The 14,466-nt window shown below is 61.7% G+C and carries 13 protein-coding genes; 8 read left to right on the top strand and 5 right to left on the bottom strand.

The genetic code is table 11. The annotated features are described in order from the left end of the window. Positions 1-36 precede the first annotated feature (36 nt). Positions 37-921, bottom strand: coding sequence for a helix-turn-helix domain-containing protein (locus tag AOA60_RS15220; RefSeq protein WP_099585125.1), 885 nt, complete (start codon positions 919-921; stop codon positions 37-39). A 245-nt stretch (positions 922-1,166) separates the two neighbouring features. On the opposite strand from AOA60_RS15220, the gene AOA60_RS15215 reads away from it, so the two are divergent. Beyond that, positions 1,167-2,462 (top strand): FAD-binding oxidoreductase, encoded by a 1,296-nt coding sequence (locus AOA60_RS15215; protein WP_099585124.1) that lies wholly within the window; start codon positions 1,167-1,169, stop codon positions 2,460-2,462. Positions 2,463-2,517: 55 nt separating this feature from the next. Beyond that, positions 2,518-2,931 carry an SRPBCC family protein gene (locus tag AOA60_RS15210; RefSeq protein ID WP_099585123.1) on the top strand — a complete coding sequence of 138 codons (414 nt, stop codon included), beginning with the start codon at positions 2,518-2,520 and terminating at the stop codon, positions 2,929-2,931. A gap of 139 nt (positions 2,932-3,070) precedes the next feature. Here AOA60_RS15210 and AOA60_RS15205 read toward each other — a convergent pair whose 3' ends face one another. Both AOA60_RS15205 and AOA60_RS15200 read right to left on the bottom strand, forming a co-directional pair. Next, positions 3,071-4,465, bottom strand: a complete 1,395-nt coding sequence (locus AOA60_RS15205) for a HAMP domain-containing sensor histidine kinase (protein ID WP_099585122.1) — start codon at positions 4,463-4,465, stop codon at positions 3,071-3,073. Beyond that, on the bottom strand, positions 4,443-5,126 hold the full coding sequence (locus tag AOA60_RS15200; RefSeq protein WP_010564812.1) for a response regulator transcription factor: 684 nt from the start codon (positions 5,124-5,126) through the stop codon (positions 4,443-4,445). The genes AOA60_RS15205 and AOA60_RS15200 overlap by 23 nt, the downstream gene beginning before the upstream one ends. Before the next feature lie 289 nt (positions 5,127-5,415). On the opposite strand from AOA60_RS15200, the gene AOA60_RS15195 reads away from it, so the two are divergent. Then, positions 5,416-6,321 carry a hypothetical protein gene (locus AOA60_RS15195; protein WP_099585121.1) on the top strand — a complete coding sequence of 302 codons (906 nt, stop codon included), beginning with the start codon at positions 5,416-5,418 and terminating at the stop codon, positions 6,319-6,321. A gap of 452 nt (positions 6,322-6,773) precedes the next feature. Here AOA60_RS15195 and AOA60_RS15185 read toward each other — a convergent pair whose 3' ends face one another. Both AOA60_RS15185 and AOA60_RS32265 read right to left on the bottom strand, forming a co-directional pair. Continuing rightward, complete coding sequence (locus AOA60_RS15185) at positions 6,774-7,682, bottom strand: MurR/RpiR family transcriptional regulator (protein ID WP_099585120.1); 909 nt, start codon at positions 7,680-7,682, stop codon at positions 6,774-6,776. An 82-nt stretch (positions 7,683-7,764) separates the two neighbouring features. Next, positions 7,765-7,968 (bottom strand): hypothetical protein, encoded by a 204-nt coding sequence (locus AOA60_RS32265; RefSeq protein WP_143522444.1) that lies wholly within the window; start codon positions 7,966-7,968, stop codon positions 7,765-7,767. Here AOA60_RS32265 and iolC point away from each other — a divergent pair. From iolC to iolD, 5 genes are all read left to right on the top strand, one after another. After that, on the top strand, positions 7,967-9,904 hold the full coding sequence (iolC, locus tag AOA60_RS15180) for a 5-dehydro-2-deoxygluconokinase (protein WP_099585119.1): 1,938 nt from the start codon (positions 7,967-7,969) through the stop codon (positions 9,902-9,904). The two genes, AOA60_RS32265 and iolC, sit on opposite strands and share 2 nt — an antisense overlap. A gap of 100 nt (positions 9,905-10,004) precedes the next feature. Next, positions 10,005-10,895, top strand: a complete 891-nt coding sequence (gene iolE, locus AOA60_RS15175; protein ID WP_099585118.1) for a myo-inosose-2 dehydratase — start codon at positions 10,005-10,007, stop codon at positions 10,893-10,895. Further along, positions 10,895-11,683, top strand: a complete 789-nt coding sequence (gene iolB, locus AOA60_RS15170; RefSeq protein ID WP_099585117.1) for a 5-deoxy-glucuronate isomerase — start codon at positions 10,895-10,897, stop codon at positions 11,681-11,683. The genes iolE and iolB overlap by 1 nt, the downstream gene beginning before the upstream one ends. A 23-nt stretch (positions 11,684-11,706) precedes the next feature. Continuing rightward, the gene (locus AOA60_RS15165) at positions 11,707-12,522 is read left to right on the top strand and encodes a TIM barrel protein (RefSeq protein ID WP_099585116.1); all 816 of its coding nucleotides are present in this window, start codon (positions 11,707-11,709) and stop codon (positions 12,520-12,522) included. 10 nt (positions 12,523-12,532) lie between these two features. After that, a complete protein-coding gene (gene iolD, locus AOA60_RS15160) occupies positions 12,533-14,464 on the top strand; it encodes a 3D-(3,5/4)-trihydroxycyclohexane-1,2-dione acylhydrolase (decyclizing) (protein WP_099585115.1) in 1,932 nt (643 codons plus the stop codon). Positions 14,465-14,466 lie beyond the last annotated feature (2 nt).

The raw sequence follows: 14,466 nt of genomic DNA, 5'->3' as shown, positions 1-14,466 counted from the left end.
TCACAGAAGTCCGCTCACCATAAAAACCTGATGTCCTCAGGAGCGCTTGAGGGTCTCGCTTGGCAGCTCGTTGAACAGCGCATGGTAGCTGTGCGAGAACCGCCCCAAATGCCAGAACGACCAGTTCATCGCCACTTCAGCCACGGTGCGGTCGACTGCGGTCAGCAAGTCCCGCCGTGCGCCATTCAAGCGGCGCAACCTCATCCACTGCGCTGGGCTCATCCCGGTGTAAGTCTTGAAGCCTTGCTGCAGCTGGCGCAAGGACACGCCGGCGATCTGTGCCAGTTCCAGCAGGTTGACGGTTGCATCCGGCGCATCCGCCGCCCACTCACCGATGCGCGCCATCAACTGGCGTTCTTCACTGCGTCTTCGCAATGAGCTGCGATCCAGGCAGACACAGGCGTTGTCGAGGATGAACAGGCAGTCGTCAAGCAGTTGCCGGGTGAGGGAGACCGGGTCGACGACTGTGGACAAGCGCGTCAGCGTGCCACTGAGCCAGCGGCTGAACAGCGCGTTCTGCTGGGAGGTCAGCGGGGCCATGAACAGGCCTTCCAGCTTCGTCACATCCAAGCCATGGCGCTGCACGAATTGCGGGCCGAACACCACCGCCACTTCGCGGTAGTTTTCCGGGGTGATCCAGGTATTGCGGCTTTCGCCATTGAGCAGGTACAGCGCGTTGTCACTGCCATCGAAACAGAACGCCAGCGAGCCCGGGGGCGCATTGAAATGCTGCTCGACGCGCGTATTCATGCACTCTTCGTACACCTGCACGCCCTGCAGATCGAGGTAGCGGATGCGCCCGGCAAAGTGCCCCGGGGACATCTGCTGGTACTGTTGCACCCAGCCAGGTGTTGCATTGCATTGGGCGGCCACATCAGCAGTGGCGAAGGCCTGTACGCGCAAAGCGGTTGCCAGTGTCATGAAGAATCCGTGCGCACTCTATTGGTGCGTTGTGCTGCGTGCAAAGTGGATAGATGCCGTTCGAAGGCTGGCCCAAGATAGACCTCAATGCGTCTTGTGAACAAGCTTCTCCCGCTGGCCCTTGAATATCGCCTATTCGATTCCCAAGGAATGCTCCAACCTGTCGTTCGAGCTGCTGGCGATTCCACCGACCCCGGCGACCATGCGCCTGATGACCGCGCCTGGAGCAAAGTGAAGGCCCATAAATGATCCAGTCCAACGACCACGCCCGCTCCTATTACCGGGCCACAGCCAATGCCATGCCTGAGCGGCCGAGCCTGGACGCCGACCTGAGTGCCGATGTGTGCGTAATCGGCGCCGGTTTTACTGGCATCAACACCGCCATCGAACTGGCTCAGCGCGGGCTCTCGGTGATTGTGCTAGAGGCCCGGCGCGTCGGTTGGGGCGCCAGCGGGCGCAATGGCGGGCAGTTGATCCGCGGGATCGGCCACGATGTGTCGGGGTTCGCCAAATACGTGGGGGAGGAGGGTGTGCATTACCTGCAGCGCGCCGGCATCGACTCGGTGGCGCTGGTGGGCGAGCGCATTCGTGAGCATGGCATCGACTGTGATCTGCGCTGGGGTTTCTGCGAGCTGGCCAACACCCCGGCGCAGTTCGCGGCGTTCAAGGCGGAGCAGGAGGGCCTTGGGCGATTGGGTTACACCCATGAAACCCGCCTGGTTGGGCCGCAGGATATGCCGCAGGTAGTGGGCTCGACCGTGTATGCCGGCGGCCTGGTGGACATGGGCTCCGGGCATTTGCACCCATTGAACCTGGTGCTGGGTGAAGCGCAGATGGCTGAGTCCCTCGGCGTGAAAATCTTCGAGCACACCGAAGTGCTGGAGCTGATCCACGGCGACACCGTGCACGTGCGCTGCGCCGCTGGCACGGTGCGCGCCGCCAGCCTGGTGCTGGCCTGCAATGCGCACCTCGAAGAACTGGAACCGCGCCTGAGCGGCAAGGTGTTGCCGGCGGGCAGCTACCTCATCGCCACCGAGCCGCTGTCGCAGGCGCTGGCCAACCAACTCATCCCGCAGAACCTGGCGCTGTGCGACCAGAAAGTCGGCCTGGATTACTACCGGTTGTCGGCCGACCGTCGCCTGCTGTTCGGCGGTGCCTGCCATTATTCCGGGCGCGCCCCGGCGGACATTGCCGCGTATATGCAGCCCAAGCTGCTCAAGGTGTTCCCGCAACTGGCTGACACCGCCATCGCGTTTCAGTGGGGCGGCAAGATCGGCATCACCGCCAACCGTTTCCCTCAGGTCGGGCGGTTGCAGCAGTACCCGAATGTGTTCTACGCCCAAGGCTATTCCGGCCATGGGCTGAATGTGACCCACTGGTGCGCGCGACTGCTGGCCGAGGCGATTCATGCGGGTCACAGTCAGGGTCTGGATGTTTTCAGCCAGGTGCCGCATATGACCTTTCCCGGCGGCAAGGCGCTGCGTTCGCCGCTGCTGGCGTTGGGGATGTTGTGGTATCGACTGCGGGAATTGATGCACTGACCGGCTTTGCGTGGCAGGCTGAACGACGTTTTCCTACGACTTTTGGAGATTTACCGTGCCAACAGCATCTGCAGTGATTGAAATCCCGGTATCGGCCGACACGGTCTGGCAAGGGGTAGGCGGCTTCAACAGCCTGCCGGACTGGTTGCCGCTGATCGCCAAGAGCGAGCCGGGCGAAGGCGGCCGCTTGCGCCACCTGACCACCGCCGACGGTGGTTCGATCGTCGAGCGTTTGCAGACCTTTGATAACGTGGCGCGCACCTACAGCTACACCATTGAGGGGGCATCGCCATTTCCGGTGACGGCCTACCTGGCGACGTTGCAGGTTGAGGCGTTGAGCGAATCGTCGGCGAAGGTGACATGGTCCGGTGTGTTTACCCCGTCGGCCGGCACTACGGATGCAGCGGTGGAAGAGCTGTTCGCTGGGTTATACAAGGGAGGGGTTGAGGCGCTGCGGGCGAATTTCTGAGCTGAACAGATCTATTAGGCACCGCAGGGCCAATGTGGGAGGGGGCTTGCCCCCGATGGCAGTTTTTCAGTTATTGATCAGGTGACTGACACACTGCTATCGGGGGCAAGCCCCCTCCCACATTTGGAACCCAGTCGCCTTAGGCTTCGGGCATCAGTTGCTGGCGACATTCCAGCACTAGCCTCGCACCGCCTTGCTCGCTGGTGCCGACGTCCAACTTGAACCCGTGCAAATTGATAATCGCCGCCACAATCGACAAGCCCAAGCCGAACCCACCTTGCTGGTCGCTCTCATCCACGCGATAAAACCGCTGGAACACCGCTTTGCGTTCCGCCGCCGGTATGCCTGGCCCGGAGTCATGGACTTCGATGCGTGTGCTGCCGCCGTCGTTGACCCCGCGCAAAATCACTTCGCCGCCCGCCGGGGAGAACTTGATCGAGTTGCTCAGCAGGTTGGCCAGGGCTTCAAACAGCAACGCGCGGTCGCCGGTGATCCACGGCAGGGAGTCTGGTACTTGCAGTAAAAGCTGCAACTCGCCTTCTTCGGCCAGGGGCAGGTAGAAGTCGTGCAACTCGCGCAGCAATGGCAGCGGGTCCATCACCAGAAAGCCTGAGCGACGTTGGTGATCTTCCAGTTCCGAGATACGCAACAGCCCGCGAAAACGCGCCATCAGGGTGTCGGTTTCAGCTATGGCGTCGTCCAGTTGCAGCGCATGGGCCGACTCGGCTTCGGCCTGCTGCTTGATGCGGTACAACTGCGCCCGCAGGCGGGTGAGCGGGGTGCGCAGGTCGTGGGCGATGTTGTCGCACACGCCCTTGACCTCGTTCATCAGCTTCTCGATGCGGTCGAGCATGGCGTTGACGATGGCCGCGAGCATGTCGAGCTCGTCACGCCGGTTGGACAGCGGCAAGCGATGGGTGAGGTCGCCGGCGACGATCGCTTCGGCACTGGCCTGGATCCCGCGAATCCGCCGCAGCGGACGTCGGCGCAGTAAATGCCAGCCAGCAGCGCCGGGGATGATCGTCAGTGACAGCGCCCACAGCAAGGCATGCCAGATGATCCGCGTCACACCAAACAACGAGCCATTGGCGCGCACCAGCACCAGCCAGCGGCCGTCGTCGGTGTGGGTGGCCACGGCGTCGCAGCTGTCCTTGGGCAGTTTGGGGTCGTCGGAGTCGACGCAGTTGGACAGGGCGTGGATCTTGCCGTCCAGCGGCAGGTCCGGCGGGATCGCACGGATCGGCCCGCTCAAAGGGCGAAATTGCTCGTCGAACAAGCCGTAGGCGTCCACGCCCTTCATGTCGAAGGTCATGCTGGTGGTCAACGCTTCCACCAGCTCTTCGCCGTCAAAGCGCTGGAACAGATGCTGGCGCTGCATCAGCGAATGGCGCGACAGGTCGCTCAGGTAACCGGACACTTCGTAATACAGCACCCCCATGAGGATGCAGCTCCAGGCTACGAACAGCGAGCTGTACAGCGCCAGCAAACGGCTGCTGGAAGAACGCCAGCCTTTAGAGGGGTTCAGCAATGACATAACCCGAACCTCGTACCGTGCGGATCAACGGCGTGAGGCCCGGTGGATCGATTTTCTTGCGCAGGCGACCGATGTGCACGTCGATCAGGTTGGTGCCCGGGTCGAAGTGATAGCCCCAGACTTCCTCGAAGATCATCATCCGCGACAGGATCTGCCCGGTGTTGCGCATCAGGAACTCCAGCAGTTTGTACTCGGTGGGCAACAGGCTCAGAGGCTGATCGGCGCGGCTGGCTTCGCGGCTGATCAGGTTGAGTTCGAGGTCGGCCACGCGCAGGGCAGTTTCGAATTCCTTGACCGTGCTTTTGCGCCGCAGCAGCACTTCGACGCGGGCGGCCATTTCATCGGAGGCGAATGGCTTGGTCAGGTAGTCATCACCGCCGGCGCGCAGGCCGCGCACGCGCTCGTCCACGTCGGAGAGGGCGCTGATCATCAGGATCGGCGTCGACACCCCGATGGTGCGCAAGGTGGTGACGATGGCCAGCCCATCCAGTTCGGGCAGCATGCGGTCGAGGGTGATCAGATCGTAATCACCACTCACGGCGCGGACCAGGCCTTCGCGGCCGTTGTCCACCCAGTCTACGTCCAGTCCATGGCTACTCAGCTCGGCGACGATCTCGCGGGCCGTTACGGCGTCATCCTCGATGGTCAAAATGCGGGTCATAGGATTACCTGGTGAGCGATTCACACTAGAAGTGGGGGCATTTTGCCAAGAAATGGCTGAACGCTTCCTAAATAAAACTTCATGTTGGCAAAACCGATACTTTTTCCAGGGGAATGCATAACGCACGCCTTCCTCCCGCCGCTCTTGCAACTTGCATGGCTTGAGTAAGTTCAACTTATTTAAATTATTGAAATATATAGGTATTTATTTTTTTGCCGACTGGCATGGTGCCTGCACTGTCCCTTTTGAGACTTGTAACACTATTTTTCCTGCCGGGAGCACAACAACAATGATCACATCATCATCCACGCTGCAAGCGTCGAGCACGCACTCCGGGGTTTCCTGGGGAGCGATCTTTGCCGGGGCCGCTGCGGCGGCTGCACTGTCGTTGATCCTGGTACTGCTGGGTTTCGGCCTGGGTTTTTCGGCGGTGTCGCCGTGGGCCGATAGCGGTATCAGCGCCAAGGGGCTTGGCATTTCCACTATTGTCTGGCTGGCGTTTACCCAGATCGTCGCATCCGGGTTGGGCGGTTATATCGCCGGACGCTTGCGAGTGAAGTGGTCCGGAATGCATGGCGACGAGGTGTACTTTCGTGACACGGCCCATGGCTTCCTGGCCTGGGCGGTCGCGACGTTGATTACCGCAGTGCTGGTGGTCGGCTCGGTCAGCAGTGTCGTGAGCGGTGGTGTGAAAGCCGGCGCCAGTGTCGCAGCGGGCGCCGCCAGCGGAATCACCCAAGCAGCGGGCGGTGCGGCCAAAGGCGTCAACGGCGGCGACTTCGACTATTACGTCGACAGCCTCTTCCGTGACGACCGCCCGGTTGCCGTCAGCGATGACGCGGCCCACGGCGTGGTAGCGCGCATCTTCACTCGCACCCTGAGCAACGATGGCCAACTGGCCGCTGAAGACCGTGCCTACCTGGCGCAGTTGATCAGCCAGCGCACCAACCTCAGCCAGGCCGAGGCCGAAGCGCGCATCGACAAGGTCTATGGCGATGCCCGTAAAGCTGTCGAAGACGCCAAGCTCAAAGCCAAGCAGGGCGCTGACACGGCCGCCAAAGTGGCTGCCTACACGTCGCTGTGGACGTTTGTTGCCCTGTTGATCGGTGCGTTCTTTGCCAGCTTCGCTGCGACCTTTGGTGGTCGTCGTCGCGATGCGGTGGTGTACGTCGAAACCGAAAACTACGTTCGTTAATTCAAGGAGAACACCATGCGCTCATTACTTCTGTGGTTCCTCGGCGTGCCAATTCCGGTGATCATCCTGATCGCAATTTTCATGCACTGATGCCGGTCCAGTGTGGGAGGGGGCTTGCCCCCGATAGCCATGGGTATCTACACAACTCTCAAAGGCTTATACATAACTCTGTGGTGAGCGGGCTTGTCCCGCGCTGGGCTGCGCAGCAGCCCCAAAACCAGGCAACTTGGTTTTTCTGAAAAAACGCGGTGGCTTTGATGGGGCTGCTTCGCAGCCCAGCGCGGGACAAGCCCGCTCACCACAACAGCCCAGTTGCCATAGATTCAGCATCCACGGGAAGTTGTGTAGATACCTATGCCCCGATAGCGGAATATCAGTCAGCTCATCCGGCGACTGATACATCGCCATCGGGTGCAAGCCCCCTCCCACATTTGGTCTGCAGTGTCAGGAAGTCAGTCGTCGAACCCGACCTGCTCGTGAATCTCATCCACCTTCAATTCCAACCGATACGCTACCGCGATAAACAGCGCCTGGCACAGGCACAAGGTGGCGCTCAGCGAGCGGAAAGCAAACGACGAACCTTCATTCACCAACAACACCGCGTTCGCCCGCTTGGCCAGGGGCGACAGGTTGCTGTCGGTGATGATCAGGGTCTTGGCCTGATGGTGCTGGGCGATGCGCAGGCAGTGTTGGGTCTCCTTGCCATACGGCGTGAAGCTGATGGCGATCACCAAGTCATTGGCGCGTACGCTGCGCATCTGCTCGCGGTAGCTGCCGCCCAGGCCGGAAATCAAATGGATGCGCTTGTTGGTGTGCTGCAGGTTGTAGACCAGGTAGTCGGCCACCGCGAACGAACGGCGCACACCCACCACGTAGATATTGTCGGCGTTGACCACCAGGTCCACGGCCTTGTCGAACGCAACGTCATCCAGTTCCAGCCCCAGACGCTCGATGCCCGATAGCGTGGCGTTCACGCATTCGCGCGCCAGGTCGCCGCCGCTGGCCTTCTGCGACTTGTTGGCAATCATGCTGCGAATGCGCTGCTGGTAGTTCTGTACCGGCGTGGTCTTGTGGGTGTAGGCCTCGCGAAACAGCGCCTGCATCTCACTGAAACCACTGAAGCCGAAACGCTGGGAGAACCGCACGATGGCCGACGGATGCACTTCGCATTCACGGGCAATGTCGCTGATGCGGTCGACCATGATCCGGTCGCTCTGCTGGCTCATGTAGCTGGCGATGCGCTTGAGCTGGCGCGGCAGGCTTTCGTATTCGTCGGTGATCAGCTGCAACAGGCGTTCGGCATTGACCGGAGTGCTGGCGAGTGGGACTTCCAGGGTGGTCTCGGGATCGGTGCGGGACATGGGCAATCCTTCTGGCGTGTTCGTCTGATGCGCTGATGGGTGGCGCAAGTCTACAGGGTAGGCGCAAAAAAATACCCCGGCATCACGGCGCCCGTGGGCTGCTGAAACGATGCACGCGGGCTGGGGTGCCATTATGCTGGCTTATTGGAAAAAATATTCCACTAAAAATAATTCTGGAATAAATATTGATTGCGGCCGCCGGACGTTCTAGTCTGCTCTCACCAAGAGCGTGTGCCGTCACCACGGCGGCACCACGCAGGCTGATAAAAATAACAGGAGCCAGCATGGGCCAGACTCGTTTTGCCAGTGGGCGTCAATTGGATCTGATTTGCCTCGGGCGCCTGGGCGTCGACCTCTACGCACAGCAAGTAGGTGCGCGGCTTGAGGACGTGTCCAGCTTCGCCAAGTACCTCGGCGGTTCCTCCGCCAACATCGCCTTCGGCACTGCCCGACTGGGCCTCAAGTCGGCGATGCTGAGCCGCGTGGGGGACGACCATATGGGTCGCTTCCTGGTGGAATCCCTGGCCCGCGAAGGCTGTGATGTCAGCGGCATCAAGGTCGACCCGGAACGGCTCACCGCCCTGGTGCTGCTGGGCCTCAAGGACCGCGAAACCTTCCCGTTGGTGTTCTACCGCGAAAACTGCGCCGACATGGCCCTGCGCGCCGAAGACATCAGCGAAGCCTTTATTGCCTCCAGCAAGGCGCTGCTGATCACCGGCACGCATTTCTCCACCGATGGCGTGTACAAGGCCAGCATCCAGGCGCTGGACTACGCGGCCAAGCACAACGTCAAGCGCGTGCTGGATATCGACTACCGCCCGGTGCTGTGGGGCCTGGCGGGCAAGGCGGATGGCGAGACGCGCTTTGTCGCCGACCAGAATGTCAGCCAGCATGTGCAGAAAATCCTGCCGCGTTTCGACCTGATCGTCGGCACCGAGGAAGAATTCCTGATCGCCGGTGGCAGTGAAGACCTGCTCACGGCACTGCGCACCGTGCGCGAACTCACGCCCGCCACCTTGGTGGTCAAGCTCGGCCCGCAGGGTTGCACGGTGATTCACGGTGCGATTCCTGCGCGCCTGGAAGACGGCGCGATCTACCCCGGCGTGCGCGTCGAAGTGCTCAATGTGCTGGGCGCCGGCGATGCGTTTATGTCGGGCTTTCTCAGCGGCTGGATCAACGACGCCAGCGATGAACGTTGCAGCCAACTGGCCAATGCCTGTGGCGGCCTGGTGGTCTCGCGCCACGCCTGCGCCCCGGCCATGCCGACGCCGGCCGAGTTGGATTACCTGTTCAACAGCCCAGTGCCGATCACCCGGCCGGACCAGGACGTGACCCTGCAACGCCTGCACCGCGTCAGCGTGCCGCGCAAGCAATGGAAGCAATTGTTCATCTTTGCCTTCGACCACCGCTGGCAATTGGTCGACCTGGCGCAGCGCGGCGGCCAGGATCCGGCGCGTATCAGCGACATCAAGCAACTGTTTATCCAGGCCATCGAACGGGTGGAAAAAAAGCTCGCCGAGCAGGGCGTTGCCGCCGATGTGGGCCTGTTGGCCGACCAGCGCTTCGGCCAGGACGCGCTCAACGCCGCCAGCGGTCGCGGCTGGTGGATCGCGCGCCCGGTGGAAGTGCAGAACTCGCGGCCCCTGGCCTTCGAACATGGGCGTTCGATTGGCAGCAACCTGATCGCCTGGCCCCAGGAACAGATCATCAAGTGCCTGGTGCAATTCCACCCGGATGACGAACCCTTGTTGCGCCTGGAACAGGAAGCCCAACTCAAGGCCGTGTATGACGCGTCCCTGGTCAGCGGCCATGAACTGCTGCTGGAAGTCATCCCGCCCAAGGATCACCCGTCCACCTACCCGGACGCGCTCTATCGTAGCCTCAAGCGCCTGTACAACCTGGGCATCTACCCGGCGTGGTGGAAGATCGAAGCGCAGTCGGCCGAGGACTGGAAAAAGCTCGATGCGCTGATCCAGGAGCGCGACCCGTACTGCCGTGGCGTGGTGTTGCTGGGCCTGAATGCCTCGGCACAGTTTCTCGCAGACGGCTTCCAGCAAGCACGCCTGAGCACCACCTGCCGTGGGTTTGCCGTGGGTCGCACAATTTTCCAGGAGCCGAGCAAGGCGTGGATGGCGGGGGAGATTGATGATGAAACCCTGATCCAGCAGGTACAGGCGACGTTCGAGCAACTGATCAATGCCTGGCGCAGTGCCCGAACCTGAACCCAGTTCTAATTTGAAAGGCAATCCAATGTGGGAGGGGCAAGCCCCTTCCCACATAAAGCAGATCTCAGTGATACCTGAAAATAATAAAGGTGCAGCCATGCCCGCAATCCGAATTGGCATCAACCCGATCTCCTGGAGCAACGACGACCTGCCAGCCCTGGGCGGTGAAACGCCGCTGAGCACCGCCTTGAGCGAGGGCAAGGAAATCGGCTACGAAGGTTTTGAACTCAACGGTAAATTCCCCAAGGACGCCAAGGGCGTCGGCGACGTACTGCGCCCTTATGACCTGGCGCTGGTCTCCGGCTGGTATTCCAGCCGCCTGGCCCGCCGCTCGGTGGCCGAAGAAATCGAAGCCATCACCGCTCACGTCGAATTACTGAAACAGAATGGCGCCAACGTGCTGGTTTACGGTGAGGTGGCCGATTCGATCCAGGGCTCGCGCATTCGATTGATCGAACGCCCGCGTTTCCATAGCGAGCAGGCCTGGCAGGCGTACGCCGACAAGCTCACCGAGCTGGCGCGCTTCACCCTGTCCCAAGGCGTACGTCTTGCCTATCACCATCATATGGGCGCCTACGTCGAATCCCCGGAAGACATCGACCAGTTGATGAAAAGAACCGGCCCGGAAGTCGGTCTGCTGTTTGATTCGGGTCACTGCTATATGGGCGGCGGCGAACCGCTGGACGTGCTGCGCAAGCACATCGACCGCGTCTGCCACGTGCATTTCAAGGACGTGCGCAAACCGGTGGTGCAACTGGCGCGCAACCAGATGTGGAGCTTCCCGGACTGCATCGTCAACGGCACGTTTACCGTGCCCGGCGATGGCGATATCGACTTTGCCGAGTTGCTCGATGTGCTGCTCGCGGCGAAATACGAGGGTTGGCTGGTGGTGGAAGCCGAGCAGGATCCGGCAGTGGCGCCCAGCTATATCTACGCGAAAAAGGGTTATGACACCCTGCGCGCTCTGCTCACAGAGAGGACCCAGTGATGAGCCTGTTGGTCAAAAGCAGCAAACGCGGGCAAACCATGGTTGCCCTGGAAGAGGGCCGACTGGAATACGTCGGGTTCAAAGCCTACCGCCTGAGCCTGGGCGAAACCCTGCCGGTCAGCGCTGGCGATAAAGAGCTGTGCCTGGTGCTGCTCAGCGGTCGGGTGAACATCGAAGGCGAGGGCTTCAACTGGCAGAACCTCGGCGATCGCCAGTCGGTGTTCGAGGACAAGTCCCCGTTCGCCGCCTACCTCCCGCCGGGCGCCGACGCCCAGGTGACCGCCTTGAGCGACGTGCAGATTGCCGTCTGCGCCGCCCCAGGTGCCGGCGGTTACGAACCACGCCTGATCCGCCCCGAAGACTGCAAGCGCAGCGTGCGTGGCAAAGGTGCCAACACGCGCTATGTGTGCGACATCCTGCCCGACACTTCGCCGGCCCATTCGCTGCTGGTGGTGGAAGTGCGCACGCCGTCGGGGCATTCGTCGAGTTACCCGCCGCACAAGCACGACACCGACGACCTGCCGCACCAGAGCTTCCTGGAAGAAACCTACTACCACCAGATCAACCCGCCCCAGGGTTTTGTGTTCCAGCGGGTCTACACCGACGACCGCAGCATTGACCAGGCCATGGCCGTGGAAAACAGCGACCTGGTGGTGGTGCCCAAGGGTTACCACCCGGTCAGCGTGCCGTACGGCTACGAATCTTATTACCTGAACGTGATGGCGGGGCCCAAGCGCGCCTGGCATTTCCACAACGACCCGCAGCACAGTTGGCTGCTGGACCTTTAAGCGGTTTTGGACGGAGAACAACAATGAAGTCGCCTCTACGCTTTGCCCTGAACCGCATGGTCGCACCCAACCTGTCCCTGCCGGATTTCATCCAGTTGGCGGCCGCGCTCAAGTGCGATGCCATCGAAATTCGCAATGACCTGAAAAACCGTGAAATCGAGTACGGCACCCCGGCCAGCCGCGTGCGTGAGTTGTGCGCGGTGCAGGGCATCACCGTGCTGTCGATCAACGCGCTGTACCCCTTTGATGTGTGGAACGACGAGCGCCGCGCCCAGGCGATCAAACTCGCCACCTACGCCCGTGAATGCGGCGCCCAAGGGCTGGTGATGTGCCCGCTCAATGAGCCCGGCGACACGCGCAACGATGCCCAGCGCGCCGCCGGTTTGCGCACCGCGTTGAGCGAGTTGGCGCCGATCCTGCGCGAGTACGGGATTCTCGGTTTCGTCGAACCCCTGGGCTTCGAAGAATCCGCCCTGCGCCGCAAGCGTGTGGCGGTGGATGCGATCAAGTCCATCGGCGGCCTGGATGTGTTCCGTGTGGTGCATGACACCTTCCACCATCACCTGGCCAATGAGCACGAGTTCTTCCCGGAGCTGACCGGCCTGGTGCATATCTCCGGCGTGGAAGATGCCGACGCGCCGCTCAACTCGATTCGCGACGGCCACCGCGTGCTGGTGGGTGAGGGCGACATCCTCGGCAATGCCGCGCAGATCGACACCTTGCTCAGCACCGGTTACAGCGGCTACCTGTCGTTCGAGCCGTTTGCGACCAGCGTGCATGAGTTGGCGGATATCCAGCAGGCGTTGGGGGCAAGCATTGCCCACCTGCAAAATCGTTAAGGGGCGCGACATGACCACCACCCGACTGACCATGGCCCAGGCCCTGGTGAAGTTCCTGGATAACCAATACATCGAAGTCGATGGCGTGCAGAGCAAATTTGTCGCCGGCGTGTTCACCATTTTCGGTCACGGCAATGTGCTGGGCCTGGGCCAGGCGCTGGAGCAGGACAGCGGCGACCTGGTGGTGCATCAGGGCCGCAACGAGCAGGGCATGGCCCACGCCGCCATCGGGTTTGCCAAGCAGCATCTGCGCCGCAAGATCTATGCGTGCACCGCCTCCGTCGGGCCCGGCGCCGCCAATATGTTGACCGCTGCGGCGACCGCCACGGCCAACCGTATTCCGTTGCTGCTGCTGCCCGGCGACGTGTACGCCAGCCGTCAGCCGGACCCGGTGCTGCAACAGATCGAGCAGTTCCATGACCTGAGCATCAGCACCAACGATGCATTCCGTTCGGTGAGCAAATACTGGGACCGTATCAACCGTCCCGAGCAACTGATGACCGCTGCGATCCATGCGATGCGCGTGCTCACCGACCCTGCGGAAACCGGCGCCGTGACCCTGGCGCTGCCTCAGGACGTGCAGGCCGAAGCCTGGGACTATCCCGACTATTTCCTGCAAAAACGTGTGCACCGACTCGACCGTCGTCCGGCCACTGCCGCGATGATCGGCGATGCATTGGCCGCTTTCCGGGACAAGCGCAAACCGTTGATCATCTGCGGCGGCGGCGTGAAGTACTCCGGCGCGAATGCGGCGTTGCAGGCGTTTGCCGAGCGTTTTGATATTCCGTTCGCGGAAACCCAGGCGGGCAAGAGCGCGGTGGTCTCCAGCCATCCGCTGAATGTCGGCGGCATCGGCGAAACCGGCTGCCTGGCGGCCAACCTGCTGGCGCCCGAGGCGGACCTGATCATTGGTATCGGCACCCGTTACACCGACTTCACTACCTCGTCGAAATCGCTGTTCAAGCATGGCGAGGTGAGGTTCCTCAACCTCAATATCAGCCCCGCCGACGCCTTGAAGCTGGACGGCGTGCAGGTGTTGGCCGATGCCAAGCTGGCCCTGGAAGCGCTGGCCGATGCCCTCGGCGATTACCGCTCTGGCTGGGGCGGGCAGGTTGCCGAGGCCAAGGCGCAGTTGGACGCCGAAGTGGACCGTGTGCACCAGGTGGAATACGAAGGTGACGGCTTCGTCCCCGAGGTCGACGACCACCTGGACCGCGCCGTACTGCGTGAATTTATCGAGTTGACCGGCTCTTGCCTGACCCAAAGCCGCGTGCTTGGCGTGCTCAACGAAACCCTGGCCGACGACGCGATCATCGTTGCCGCCGCCGGCAGCCTGCCGGGCGATTTGCAACGCGCCTGGCGCAGCAAGGGCGTGAATACCTACCACGTCGAATATGGCTACTCGTGCATGGGCTACGAGATCAACGCGGCCCTCGGCGTGAAGCTGGCCGAGCCGACCAAAGAGGTCTACGCGCTGGTCGGCGATGGCTCCTACATGATGCTGCATTCGGAGCTGGCCACCTCGATCCAGGAGCGGCGCAAGATCAACGTGGTGCTGCTGGACAACATGGCCTTCGGTTGCATCAACAACTTGCAGATCGGCAATGGCATGGACAGTTTCGGCACCGAGTTCCGCTACCGCAACCCCGAGAGCGGCAAGCTCGACGGCGGGTTGGTGCCGGTGGATTTCGCCATGAGTGCGGCGGCCTATGGCTGCAAGACCTACAAGGTCAGCACCGTGGAACAGCTTGAAGCGGCCCTGGCCGATGCGCGTACGCAAACCGTGTCGACCCTGATCGACATCAAAGTGCTGCCCAAGACCATGATCCACGGCTATCTGTCGTGGTGGCGGGTGGGGGTGGCGCAGGTGTCCACCAGCGAACGCACGAATGCCGCAGCGAAAAAACTCAATGAACACCTGGCGAAGGCCCGGCAGTACTAATA

The sequence above is a fragment of the Pseudomonas sp. 2822-17 genome (assembly GCF_002742485.1).
Taxonomy (GTDB): Bacteria; Pseudomonadota; Gammaproteobacteria; order Pseudomonadales; family Pseudomonadaceae; genus Aquipseudomonas; species Aquipseudomonas cyclaminis.
Note: the sequence above shows the minus strand (reverse complement) of the source record. Positions and strands in the feature narration are given on the sequence as shown.

Excerpts from the sequence above, each read along its gene's own strand:
- iolB (WP_099585117.1), top strand. The coding sequence starts at position 10,895 with ATGAGCCTGTTGGTCAAAAGCAGCAAACGCGGGCAAACCATGGTTGCC.
- AOA60_RS15215 (WP_099585124.1), top strand. The coding sequence starts at position 1,167 with ATGATCCAGTCCAACGACCACGCCCGCTCCTATTACCGGGCCACAGCC.
- AOA60_RS15165 (WP_099585116.1), top strand. The coding sequence starts at position 11,707 with ATGAAGTCGCCTCTACGCTTTGCCCTGAACCGCATGGTCGCACCCAAC.
- AOA60_RS15185 (WP_099585120.1), bottom strand. The coding sequence starts at position 7,682 with ATGTCCCGCACCGATCCCGAGACCACCCTGGAAGTCCCACTCGCCAGC.
- AOA60_RS15220 (WP_099585125.1), bottom strand. The coding sequence starts at position 921 with ATGACACTGGCAACCGCTTTGCGCGTACAGGCCTTCGCCACTGCTGAT.
- iolD (WP_099585115.1), top strand. The coding sequence starts at position 12,533 with ATGACCACCACCCGACTGACCATGGCCCAGGCCCTGGTGAAGTTCCTG.
- iolC (WP_099585119.1), top strand. The coding sequence starts at position 7,967 with ATGGGCCAGACTCGTTTTGCCAGTGGGCGTCAATTGGATCTGATTTGC.
- AOA60_RS15195 (WP_099585121.1), top strand. The coding sequence starts at position 5,416 with ATGATCACATCATCATCCACGCTGCAAGCGTCGAGCACGCACTCCGGG.
- iolE (WP_099585118.1), top strand. The coding sequence starts at position 10,005 with ATGCCCGCAATCCGAATTGGCATCAACCCGATCTCCTGGAGCAACGAC.
- AOA60_RS32265 (WP_143522444.1), bottom strand. The coding sequence starts at position 7,968 with ATGCTGGCTCCTGTTATTTTTATCAGCCTGCGTGGTGCCGCCGTGGTG.
- AOA60_RS15205 (WP_099585122.1), bottom strand. The coding sequence starts at position 4,465 with ATGTCATTGCTGAACCCCTCTAAAGGCTGGCGTTCTTCCAGCAGCCGT.
- AOA60_RS15200 (WP_010564812.1), bottom strand. The coding sequence starts at position 5,126 with ATGACCCGCATTTTGACCATCGAGGATGACGCCGTAACGGCCCGCGAG.